This window comes from Flavobacterium zepuense, from assembly GCF_007097145.1.
In the GTDB taxonomy this organism is placed as follows: domain Bacteria; phylum Bacteroidota; class Bacteroidia; order Flavobacteriales; family Flavobacteriaceae; genus Flavobacterium; species Flavobacterium zepuense.
This window is the reverse complement of record NZ_VJVZ01000019.1, coordinates 41,280-51,357: the sequence shown is the minus strand read 5'-3', so window position 1 is coordinate 51,357 and position 10,078 is coordinate 41,280. Positions and strand designations below refer to the sequence as shown.

Below are 10,078 nucleotides of genomic sequence, written 5' to 3'. Positions count from 1 at the left end.
TATCCTTGTCACCTTCGCCTTTCGCACCGGGCTGGACAGGGAAGCGCACTCCGCTATAGGGCTGTTAATCTGCGTCCCACAATAGGTCCACCTCATTTTCTGTAAGGGTAACAGCGCCATATTTTTCACACTCCGATACGATCAGTTCATTGACCGAAGAGCGTAAGGGTGATTTTTTTACATTGGGGTATTCTGCCAGTACCAGGTGCAGGTACTTTTTAAATTCCTGCTTATCAGCATTTCTTTTAGAGGCATCGGCGATAATAGTATTAAGCCTGCCGATCAGGTGCTCTACCTCTGCAAATTCATCGTCGTCATCGGCCTTTTCATACGATTGGCTGGTCGTGGTTCTTTCTTGTTCAGTGGTTATTGCATGGCCCGCAGGCAATACTGGTTGAACCTGTTTTTTGACTTTGCCTGAGAGCAGGTTTTTAAGGTCACCGGTATAATACCTGATCCCGACAAAGCAGTAATAAATCCCTGATACTATGGCTGCACCACCTAGGTACTCTGCCCAAGAAATGTTGGTAAACATATGCGCTCATTTTTTATCGTTTCACAATCAACCCATTCATTAAGAGCGGGTTGTTTAACTGATTTCTGAGAGCAAAGTAAGGGCGTAAGAGAAAGCGGGGCAATTACAACTTTTTGTTGTAACCTTTTTGTAACCCTTGTAACCCGAGTGAAATCAGGGGGTTTAAGCTGGTTTTTAAAATACAAAAGGGCAGACTAAAAACTAGTCCGCCCTTTTGTACGATATAATTGTAAGGCAAGTGCCTTACAATGTACCCCGTTTCAATATGTAGATGCCAAAATAAAACCTTGCCTTTGGTAATTCATGCCCCATTTTTAAATTGCCAAAGCTCTATTTAGCTACTTTTGTCATTAATAGTAAATGATTGGGAGATGGAGCGTGCCATGATAGCAGACCTGATACTAAAGGAATTATATGAGTTTCACATGGATGAATTCTATTCCCTAACAAGAGTGCTTCTGAGCGCAAAGATCTTTACAAAAGGCTATAATGATTTATTCCTGGTAGCTAAACAGATGGAATGGGACAATTATATTGAATTGAAAGGGTCTGACTTAAACCCCCTTGCAAAGCTTTCACATAAAGGGATTTTATTCTGCGAGGTTTCTTCTTATGCCTATCCTGATTACCCTATTATTACCCATAAAGGGACATGAGTTACTTTTCTGGGTGATAAACTACAGGTTAGGGGTAAACACATAGGTTAATATATCCATTGCAAACCTGAGTAAAATTCGGAATTGTGGATAGCATTCCTGCTTAATAGTCTTTATGCCATCATTTGATTAGATCCTGCAAAAAAAACCTCCCTACGGCAGTAAGGAGGCAATAACAAGTACAGGCTAATTTTTTCTCTTCCCTGCTGCATAACACAAAATACCCAACAGTAGGCAAAAATGCATGGCAACGGGAATTACATCATAAGATACTGATAAACGCTGCGCGTCCAGATTCAGCTTAAGGTGTGTTCTAATCATAATTTGATATATTAAGTTAAATTATGCTCTGCGCAGAACAATCGTAAATTTATTCATTCTGAAGCTTTCTCAGCCCATTTAAAGCTCCCTTTTATTAACACCCTGGTTAAGTATGTAAAGTATTACGATTTATTAATGTCCCGCAGCACCCATTGGTTATCTTCATAGGTAAATTCAGCATTGTGGCGCTCCTCCTTACTGTAGTCCCTATCCCTTAGCTGAGTGAATGGGGTCGGATTTTGATACCTTGTCGTATAGTAGACCGTCGCGGCATTCCGATCACTATTCTGTGAGATGGATGTAATTTCCTTGACGATCTGGTCGAAGATGACAACACGCATGATACCATAGACCATGTAATCATCCGGGCTTTGTAGCAGGTAAGGCTCTGCTTTCTCAGTAAACCTGATATATCCCCTCCGGCCTGGCTTGTGCATACTGTCAAGATAGATGAGGCCTTGCTTTTCAAATCCCAAATCCATCAGCCTCCCTCCTTCATATTTATTCTCCAAGTAGATAGTATCTTCGATTTTCTTTGGATAGTGCTCTTTAAGTAAATGTAATGCCTCTCGCCTGGTTAATTCATCGGACGCACAAGCGATCAGGTTCATGGCCAATAGCAAAAGGAGTGATAAGTTTTTCATGGCGTTATCTTTAAAAGTTTTACAATTTTTACTCAGTACGCTTTTGCAAAATCCAGCCATTCTTATCAGAAAGGGCAAATGTTGCTGATTTCTCTTTTGCAGGCGCGTCAAGCTTCCTGGTTGATAGGACGGCAAAAGGCGTCAGGTTTGTGTAATGCGTGGTGTAGTTGACAGTTGCGGTCTTGGTGGCACTGTATGAAACAACGGAAGTTACCTTTACAATCTCCTCGTCAGCGAGTTTTACACGCTGGATTTTGTCTTTCCGGTCTTCTTCAGGTGTCGGTAACAGGTAAGGTTTTGCCTTGTCCGTGAATTCATAATTGGCTTCTTTGCTATCACATCCCGTACGGTAAGGTTCTCGTTAATAGTTACCATCCCGCTTTTTTCAAGTCCGGCAGCGAACACCTTCCTGGCATGACCCTGATCCCGGCAAAAGATGGAGCGGTCTACGGTTCTGGGATAGCCCAGCTCTTTCTTTAAAAGCTGCAAAGCTTCATCTTTGGACAATTCTTTTGAATCACAGCCGGTAAGCAGTATAGTGGCGAATAGTAAAATAAATGATAGTGTTTTCATAGTTGGTCTTATTTAACGTTAAACTCCTTAATCCTTTCAATAATACGTTCCAGCGTTTCAATAGCTATTTTTTTATCCCGCTCTTCCGCAACATACGACTGTACCCGCATGCCCTCATAGGACACTGTTTCACTATAGGGCGTGGAGAGGTGTGGTGCAATAGACCTGAACACCTCACTTAGTGAGCGTGCTACGATGATCCGAAGTTCATCCGCTGCCCGGAAGATCAGGCCAGCCTGGTCGGAAGAAAGTTGAACCAGTACTTTCTGCAATACTTTCTTTCGGTCCTTTGGTGCCTTCTTATCTTCTTCAGGTTCCTGTAAAGTTACGGAAGACCATTGAAGTTTTTTCTCAAAATACCTGATTTCCTGTATGAACCAGTTGCTTATTACGGTTTCCAGGTCATGGTAATTGGGGTTGTATTTCAGGCCAGGTTTGGGATGTAGCTGGTTAAAGGCCTTATGCCAAAAGAGCAATGTATCTATCTTATCGACGGTATTTTCACATTCGCTCACTTTTCGCTCCATTGTTTCAATAAGGAACTTGATAAATGCCTTACTGTTAAAGTTCATGCAGATCAGTAGTTCGCAAAGTTCATGCGCCAGGGCATCGGTATTTGCATCCCAATTGAGTTTAAGCAATTCCCTTACAAGCTCCCTGTGGTAAATGACCTTCCTAAATGTTGGCTCATACAGCCTCTTGGGCTGGGCGCTGAAATTATCCAGGCTCCTGAGTACCACACCGGCAACGGGTTGCAGCACGGGCCGCACATTGATTTTCCCTTTTAGTACATATAAGGCCTTGCGGACATCTTTAATTGCAGTTGATAAATAGGTCGCCGGTACCCGCTCGTCCATCCCGAGATAGTTTGCAAACCTGTTTTCAATAAACAAGAGCAGGCTGTCAAGGCAATCAGTAAGTGTGTTATAGATGCTCCGAACGTGTGCATTTTTGGGTGGGATGCTTTTTCGGTGTTGCAGGCTCTGGTCCAAAAGGCTATCCAGTTCCCCGTGGTACCGTTTGACCAGCAGCTCGACTTCGTTACGTTTAGCCATGCTGAAGACCTGGGTTTTAATAAGTAGCTGGAGCCTGTTCTTTTCTTTATCCAGTTCGTTGCAAAGGGCTTCGGCCTGCTCGGTGGTAATAGCAGCAATATTTGATTTTGCCGGGTTCAATGTTACTGCGATCATCAGGTCAAGGGCTTCTAAGGGATATTGGCGTATATCGGATAAAACCATAGCAGGTGATGTGTTGGTAGTTTCCATAAATAGTGCATTTTAAAATTTCCATAAGAAATATTAAGCCCACTGAAAATAACAAAAGCATAAACCGCCTTAAAGTCGTTGAAAACGCGGTTTTTATCGTTGGGAGTTCAGGGGATTCAATTCTTGTCAGGGGGAATTCAGCCATTTTACGGAGGAACCCAGCATCCATTTTGGTGTTGTCGGCTAATTAAAATCCTTGCAGGTATCATTCAATCAGGGCATTATTTTACCTGTCCACTTATAGATACGGGCGCTGTACCTTAGATCATACAAAAAGCACCAAATAATTAGATGGGAGTAACTGCCAGTCGGCAACTTTTCGTAATTCGGTTGATGTAATAAACCCGTGAAGCTTAAAAAGAGAAAATACCCATTAATGGGTATTTTTTAAAAATAACTATTTGTTAATTAGAAGATTAACTTTAATAATCCTATATTTATCCTACCTTACTAGAACACGTAGTTCATATACTGGTCTTTTGCGCCGGAGAGCTTTTCGTCCTTTAATCTTGATGAATCCGGTGCATTTTCAGATTGTTCTAATCTGGTTATTATGCAAAGCTTTTTAAACTAATAACCTTATATATCATGAAAAACATAACCTTATCCATTTTTCTGGTGGCCTCCCTGATCCTGCAAGGGTGCGCTAATCTGGAACATGTAAGCAGCTTCTCCACTACTGCTGTAAAAACGATCAAAGCCTATGATGATATAGGATATACCTTTACCAGTAGTTACTACGATTATTCTCTTGGGCAGAATGCCTTTGCCTTAAATGGGGATATGACCACCAACAGCCTGAGCCTACCTACTCCGTTAACCGTCCCAAATGAACCCGCAACGGCAAATGAGGCAGACAAGGCCATCACCTTCTATACAACAAGTATCGCATCATACTTTGAAGCACTGGCGAAGCTTTCAGATAAGGATCTTGTAAACTATAATTTTGATGATGTGGGTGCTAACCTTAAAGCTGATGCAACATTAAAAGCCAAGCTCGGCATTACCAGTGATGACAAGATCGACGCGGCAACTAAAATTGCCACGGTTTTTACCAATAAATTGATGGGAGCCTATAGGGAGAAGAAGATCCGTAACGTAATGATCGATTATGACACGGACGTTTCCAAAAGTATTCAGACCTTGATTGATATTATCAATAAGGCTGTCCTGCCCGCCATTAAAAATGACAACGGGCTGGTGGATGTAAAATACCAGGTGATCTTAAAGAACCCCAAAGTAGATATATCTAAAAAAGCAGAACTGACCAGTAGCTATAATGATGAAAAGATCAAACTGGATAAGTATAAGATACAGATGGAGCAACTGGTCAAAGCCCTAAGTGCCATAAAGGATGAACATACCAAAACGGCAGCATTGCTTAAGGACCGGAAACTAACGGCGCAGGATGTTAAGGACATCATTAACAAGCATGCCGCCGAGGTGTACCAATTCTATAAAAATATCAAATTACTAACCACAAAATCGAATTAAAATGGCTGATCAATACCAATTAAAAAGTTTAGCAGACACCGTTAGCGCGGCTGCTTTTGCCATCAACAAACGTATAAAAGACGAAATACAACAACTTAGTTTTGAAGAAGTCCAGGCGCTTAGTAATGAGTCAAGGGATCTGTTAATTGCCGGAAAAACATTGTATGAACTTACCGCTATTGAAATTGCGAAGAGTGGCAAGGATTCACTTAAAAAACTGGAAGATGCCACGGATACTATAAATAAGGCCATCAAAACGATCAAAACCGTCCAGACCGTCATCAACATAACCGCAAAGCTGGTCGTACTTGCCGGTTCAATTTTCGCAGGTAATTACACTGCTATACCGCAGAATGTATCAGATATTATAAGTCTTTTGTCACCGGCTGAAGAAGAAGGATAGTTTGCAGTTAGAACTACTTCCGAGAATCATCATCATTAACCTATAATAGTTTTATCAAATGGAACCTAACCTTCACATTAATGACCCGGCGGTAAAGACCGATAAGGAGAAAGAGGCAGGTAACGAGCTGGTGTTATCCTACCTTACCCTTCGTAACCTGATAGGATTCGGGGGTATGCTGCTGCCGATCGTACTTGCCGTGCTTCCTTCAAGGTCATCTGAATACAGGGGCTTTGAGCCCTCTATCAGCGATTATTACTTTACAGACCGGGGTGATATTCTGGTAGTGATGCTTTGCATCATCGGGGCTTTCCTGATCACTTACTACGGCTATAGCTTTAAAGAATGGTTACTTACTTTTATTGCCGGTATTTGTGGGATGGGTGTGGCATTCGTACCCACGAAAATGGGCTGCGATGCCTGTGACTTTACTGTTCATACCAAATTTGGCGGTGTATTTAAGACACTGGCCGGGACAGGATGGCACTTTGCCTTTGCTGCCACGTTCCTTTTTAGCCTCGCTATAATGTCACTTGTCTATTTTACCAAGGGCGCGCCCGGCGAACCGGCTATAAAGGCTGTGGGGAAACCCACACAGAAAGCCCGGCGTAACCGCATCTTTAAAATTTGCGGCTGGACGATTATAGCCTCTCTTGTTATTTTAGGGATATACTTTATCCTTAAGAATTTCATTGAATTAGACCTGCGTCCATTTCCGATAGTTTATGCATTTGAAACACTGGCCGTTGAAGCTTTCGGGTTCTCATGGTTGGTCAAAGGGCAAACACTTTGGCCAGATGGAGAGCACTATTTAGTTACCGGTTTCAAATTATTTAAGAAAGCTATGAGCGCCAAATCCGATCCGCAGATTTAATAATAGCTACTATGAAAAAGAACATTGAACTCACGTTGATCTTAATTGCGGCAATTAGTATTATACTGGCTCTTATTGCAGGGTTTTATGGCCCTTCCTGGTATGAAAGGGCGATCAAGTATGCAGCGGCAGTCGTCGTCTTTAATTTTTTCATGTACAAGCTCTTTGTTGGCTGGCTTATAATCAACCTCACCATTAAAGCTGAAGCACAGCGACTGCCTGTAAAAGATGGAACTGAAGACCACTTAACCATTAAAATAACCTTGTCAAAAGGAACCACCGACAGTTTGTGGCTGGAAGATATACAGGTAAGGATCAGCGAAGTTACACAGCCAGAAAATATACCGGTGGTAGTGGAGCCTGTTATCCATCCCGTTAATTTTAAAAAACGTACCTATCTACCGGGCGTTACACCTGAAAAGGATGATTGGTGGGGCGGCATTCCGCAAAAACATTATACCCTGTCATCAGGAGAAGAAACGTTTTTTACTGCTTACACAAGGGCAAAGCCTGATACTGTATTGTGTGCTGAAATTGTCGTGATAGGCACCAGGCCCTTTTACGCCGTCGAGCGAAAGAAAAATCCAAAAATCCAGTGGCGTGCCTCCTTAATGATACTTCCGCTTAGCGGTCCATCCACAACCTAAAGGCAGCTACCCTGTCCTCACTCACGATGGACAGCCGCTCATGTTCCGATGGCACTTTAGCACCGGCTTCGTATAGTACAGGGGATAAGACAAGCTCAAGGGTTTTGTTTTTACCCTGTTTGTACGAGTCACACGTATTAAAATTTACGATCATCCTGCGGTTGATGCGGAAGAACATTCTCTTATTCAGTAATTCTTCAAGGTTCTTTAGCGGGATGCCGATCTGGTAGCTTTGGCTAAGGGATGACATCTCGAAAGTTCGCATGAATACAGCGCCGCCCAAAATGAAAAAATAGGCTGCCGTGTCAATCTTAACCGGGATAGAACGCGTGGGCGTATCGACGATAAGTATTTCACGGGAGGGGCTTTCTGTAGCACGGTTAACATTCCGGGTTACCAGCCGGTGTAAAAGGAATGAGTGCAGGCCAAAATAATAAATATTGATCACCAATATCATCAGTACAACCAAAGTGTAATCCTGGCTGAGATAGCTTGTCTGGAAAATATTTCGGTCAAACACCCAAAAGAAAAAGGCAGCTAAAAGGAAGGCCAGTATTGAGGGAGCCCCAAATGCTACAAGCAATTGCCATAGAAGGCGAAGTAGTGTATTGTTATGCCAATCATATTTTCTGTCAAGGCGGACAGTCACGTAGTACACATATTGTATGAGTAGCATTGCAATGATCCAGCTTCCAATAAAGCCCCTCAAATAGGAAATAGTAAAAAGCGCCTCAAAAAAGCCTTTATCGATATTGTACATGACAATGATATGGGCTGCCATTGCTCCAAGAACCAACCTGAAATATCCGTCTTTATATTTTATTTCCAAATCACTACACTTTTCGCTTCGTTAAATCGATACGCACGAATTTAACACTATCATTAAAAGCAATTATAATTAAACTGTCAATTAATAAAGTGTCGCTTGACTCCGTATGGCTATTTAAGTATTATTGTTTTACATCAACATTTACACTTATGGCAAAAGCACCTTTCACTCCCGATGGCGTAGCTGCAAAAGTCGCAGAACTTTACGCCCTGAACCAGACACAATTAAATGCCCAGGCAGATTTAGTCCTTTCCAACTTCAAGGATTGGGTTGACGACAACTTTAATCTAACAAGTGCGCAAGGCACCTACGTAAATGCCCTTAACGGCACGTTTCTTAACGAATTAGCTATTGTAACTTCAGATAGCCTGCGAAAGCGGCACACCGTTAAGCTTGATGCTGAAGATGGCGGTGATGGCGGCGAAGGAAGTAAGTTCTTCAGGTTTCAAAAATGCCTTAGGGGTACCTACAGTGCCGGGGCAGTAAATGAGGTTGTTGGGGAGCTGTTGTTGACTATAACCTATGAGTAGCCCTCGCATCCATTGAAAAACCAAGATAAAGAGGCATAACACTATCGTTTATGCCTCTTTATTTTTTTTATTTACTATATTTAACAATCGCTTAATACTATTGACTTATTGACCGGATGAAATTGGTACCCCTGCATGATGAACTGGACCTGATCGTAAGATTAAGGGATGGTGACCATGCGGCCTTCGAGGAAATCTACCACCTCTATAAAGCGAAGATGATCGCCAATGCACTGCGGCTACTTAAGTCCCGGGAACTTGCCGAAGAACTCCTGCAAAACCTTTTCCTTAAAGTATGGGAACAGCGTACAAGGATCGATACCACACAACCCCTCAATGCCTTTCTTTATAAAGTTGCCCAGAATATGGCTTATGATCTTTTCCGCAAGGTTAGCCGGGATAAAAAGTTGCAGGAACATCTGATCGCTGCAACCATAACTTCATACGACCATATTGAGAAACATATTTTCAGGAAAGAGAACCTTGAAGAGTTAAACAAAGCGCTCAGCTTATTACCACCACAACAGCAAAAGGTGTTTACCTTATGCAAGCTCGAAGACAAAAGCTATGAGGAAGCGGGACGGATACTAAACATCACACCAGGTACCATCAACAACCATATGCACCGCGCCAACCTGTTCCTAAAAGAATACTTCTCCAGGCGTTCGGGTATAGCTGTTACATTCATCGCATCAGTTATTTGTGAGAGTCTATAAGATAAAAGCCCCTCGAAGAAGCTTTTACTCTACGGATATGTAAATCTCCCATAAATACTTATCAGTAATATTGTAATTGTAAAAATTTAAATAACTGGCTTGACTAAATCAGGAGTATACCATATAAAAAAAGCCTGCCCTAAGGCAGGCAAAATTTCTCCCCAAAAACAAAATTAAAAATGTGCTGATGGAAAGGTATGTCTATCCAAATGAAGTACAATATATACATCTCTTAATTAAGTATAAAATATGCGGTTCCATACTGTGAGAACCCAAGTTGTCATTTCTTTACGTGTCTCCATCGTAACAGGCATCCTTTCATTTAGCATATACTCAAGCTTGTAAAATGTATCTATACTTGTCAGGCCTTTTTGAGCGAAGAAAACGTTGATAAAATTAAGTACATGGTATCCGTTTTTTATGTCGATCATATCATCATCATCTGACGAGGTTATTTCAGTTGCTCCGCTTTCCGGCCACTTGTAGGTGTATTTTAAGGACATCTTTGTAAATACAGGCATTCTTTGGATGGATTAGGTTAATACTCAATGTTGTTATTGTTTTTGGAGGGTTACAAATTTACTTCATTAC

The 10,078-nt window shown here is 41.9% G+C and carries 13 protein-coding genes; 7 read left to right on the top strand and 6 right to left on the bottom strand.

Going from position 1 to position 10,078, the window contains the following annotated elements:
- Positions 1-64: 64 nt before the first annotated feature.
- Positions 65-535, bottom strand: coding sequence for a hypothetical protein (locus FMM05_RS20335; RefSeq protein WP_143375265.1), 471 nt, complete (start codon positions 533-535; stop codon positions 65-67).
- Between the two features lie 344 nt (positions 536-879).
- Between FMM05_RS20335 and FMM05_RS20330 the strand changes: the two genes are divergently transcribed.
- A complete protein-coding gene (locus tag FMM05_RS20330) occupies positions 880-1,191 on the top strand; it encodes a hypothetical protein (RefSeq protein ID WP_143375264.1) in 312 nt (103 codons plus the stop codon).
- Between the two features lie 443 nt (positions 1,192-1,634).
- On the opposite strand, the gene FMM05_RS20325 is transcribed toward FMM05_RS20330, so the two are convergent.
- The 3 genes from FMM05_RS20325 to FMM05_RS20315 form a co-directional block, all read right to left on the bottom strand.
- Positions 1,635-2,156 carry a hypothetical protein gene (locus FMM05_RS20325; RefSeq protein ID WP_143375263.1) on the bottom strand — a complete coding sequence of 174 codons (522 nt, stop codon included), beginning with the start codon at positions 2,154-2,156 and terminating at the stop codon, positions 1,635-1,637.
- 240 nt (positions 2,157-2,396) lie between these two features.
- On the bottom strand, positions 2,397-2,729 hold the full coding sequence (locus tag FMM05_RS20320; RefSeq protein ID WP_143375262.1) for a hypothetical protein: 333 nt from the start codon (positions 2,727-2,729) through the stop codon (positions 2,397-2,399).
- 8 nt (positions 2,730-2,737) lie between these two features.
- Complete coding sequence (locus FMM05_RS20315) at positions 2,738-3,994, bottom strand: hypothetical protein (RefSeq protein WP_143375261.1); 1,257 nt, start codon at positions 3,992-3,994, stop codon at positions 2,738-2,740.
- A 588-nt stretch (positions 3,995-4,582) separates the two neighbouring features.
- Between FMM05_RS20315 and FMM05_RS20310 the strand changes: the two genes are divergently transcribed.
- From FMM05_RS20310 to FMM05_RS20295, 4 genes are read left to right on the top strand one after another with little or no spacing between them, the layout of a single operon-like run.
- Positions 4,583-5,488 carry a hypothetical protein gene (locus tag FMM05_RS20310; RefSeq protein ID WP_143375260.1) on the top strand — a complete coding sequence of 302 codons (906 nt, stop codon included), beginning with the start codon at positions 4,583-4,585 and terminating at the stop codon, positions 5,486-5,488.
- Position 5,489: 1 nt separating this feature from the next.
- Entirely contained in the window at positions 5,490-5,891 is a 402-nt protein-coding gene (locus FMM05_RS20305) for a hypothetical protein (protein ID WP_143375259.1), read from the top strand.
- 58 nt (positions 5,892-5,949) lie between these two features.
- Complete coding sequence (locus FMM05_RS20300) at positions 5,950-6,765, top strand: hypothetical protein (RefSeq protein ID WP_143375258.1); 816 nt, start codon at positions 5,950-5,952, stop codon at positions 6,763-6,765.
- An 11-nt stretch (positions 6,766-6,776) separates the two neighbouring features.
- Positions 6,777-7,412 (top strand): hypothetical protein, encoded by a 636-nt coding sequence (locus FMM05_RS20295; RefSeq protein ID WP_143375257.1) that lies wholly within the window; start codon positions 6,777-6,779, stop codon positions 7,410-7,412.
- On the opposite strand, the gene FMM05_RS20290 is transcribed toward FMM05_RS20295, so the two are convergent.
- Positions 7,390-8,241, bottom strand: a complete 852-nt coding sequence (locus FMM05_RS20290) for a LytTR family transcriptional regulator DNA-binding domain-containing protein (RefSeq protein ID WP_143375256.1) — start codon at positions 8,239-8,241, stop codon at positions 7,390-7,392. The two genes, FMM05_RS20295 and FMM05_RS20290, sit on opposite strands and share 23 nt — an antisense overlap.
- A 149-nt stretch (positions 8,242-8,390) precedes the next feature.
- On the opposite strand from FMM05_RS20290, the gene FMM05_RS20285 reads away from it, so the two are divergent.
- Together FMM05_RS20285 and FMM05_RS20280 are read left to right on the top strand one after the other, a co-directional pair.
- The gene (locus FMM05_RS20285) at positions 8,391-8,771 is read left to right on the top strand and encodes a hypothetical protein (protein WP_143375255.1); all 381 of its coding nucleotides are present in this window, start codon (positions 8,391-8,393) and stop codon (positions 8,769-8,771) included.
- Between the two features lie 116 nt (positions 8,772-8,887).
- A complete protein-coding gene (locus FMM05_RS20280; RefSeq protein ID WP_143375254.1) occupies positions 8,888-9,487 on the top strand; it encodes an RNA polymerase sigma factor in 600 nt (199 codons plus the stop codon).
- 236 nt (positions 9,488-9,723) lie between these two features.
- Here FMM05_RS20280 and FMM05_RS20275 read toward each other — a convergent pair whose 3' ends face one another.
- The gene (locus FMM05_RS20275; protein WP_143375253.1) at positions 9,724-10,008 is read right to left on the bottom strand and encodes a hypothetical protein; all 285 of its coding nucleotides are present in this window, start codon (positions 10,006-10,008) and stop codon (positions 9,724-9,726) included.
- Positions 10,009-10,078: the final 70 nt, after the last annotated feature.

What these genes read in the sequence shown, in the direction of transcription:
- FMM05_RS20335 (WP_143375265.1), bottom strand. Translation starts at nt 535, where the DNA reads ATGTTTACCAACATTTCTTGGGCAGAGTACCTAGGTGGTGCAGCCATA.
- FMM05_RS20325 (WP_143375263.1), bottom strand. Translation starts at nt 2,156, where the DNA reads ATGAAAAACTTATCACTCCTTTTGCTATTGGCCATGAACCTGATCGCT.
- FMM05_RS20320 (WP_143375262.1), bottom strand. Translation starts at nt 2,729, where the DNA reads ATGAAAACACTATCATTTATTTTACTATTCGCCACTATACTGCTTACC.
- FMM05_RS20315 (WP_143375261.1), bottom strand. Translation starts at nt 3,994, where the DNA reads ATGGAAACTACCAACACATCACCTGCTATGGTTTTATCCGATATACGC.
- FMM05_RS20310 (WP_143375260.1), top strand. Translation starts at nt 4,583, where the DNA reads ATGAAAAACATAACCTTATCCATTTTTCTGGTGGCCTCCCTGATCCTG.
- FMM05_RS20305 (WP_143375259.1), top strand. Translation starts at nt 5,490, where the DNA reads ATGGCTGATCAATACCAATTAAAAAGTTTAGCAGACACCGTTAGCGCG.
- FMM05_RS20300 (WP_143375258.1), top strand. Translation starts at nt 5,950, where the DNA reads ATGGAACCTAACCTTCACATTAATGACCCGGCGGTAAAGACCGATAAG.
- FMM05_RS20295 (WP_143375257.1), top strand. Translation starts at nt 6,777, where the DNA reads ATGAAAAAGAACATTGAACTCACGTTGATCTTAATTGCGGCAATTAGT.
- FMM05_RS20285 (WP_143375255.1), top strand. Translation starts at nt 8,391, where the DNA reads ATGGCAAAAGCACCTTTCACTCCCGATGGCGTAGCTGCAAAAGTCGCA.
- FMM05_RS20280 (WP_143375254.1), top strand. Translation starts at nt 8,888, where the DNA reads ATGAAATTGGTACCCCTGCATGATGAACTGGACCTGATCGTAAGATTA.
- FMM05_RS20275 (WP_143375253.1), bottom strand. Translation starts at nt 10,008, where the DNA reads ATGCCTGTATTTACAAAGATGTCCTTAAAATACACCTACAAGTGGCCG.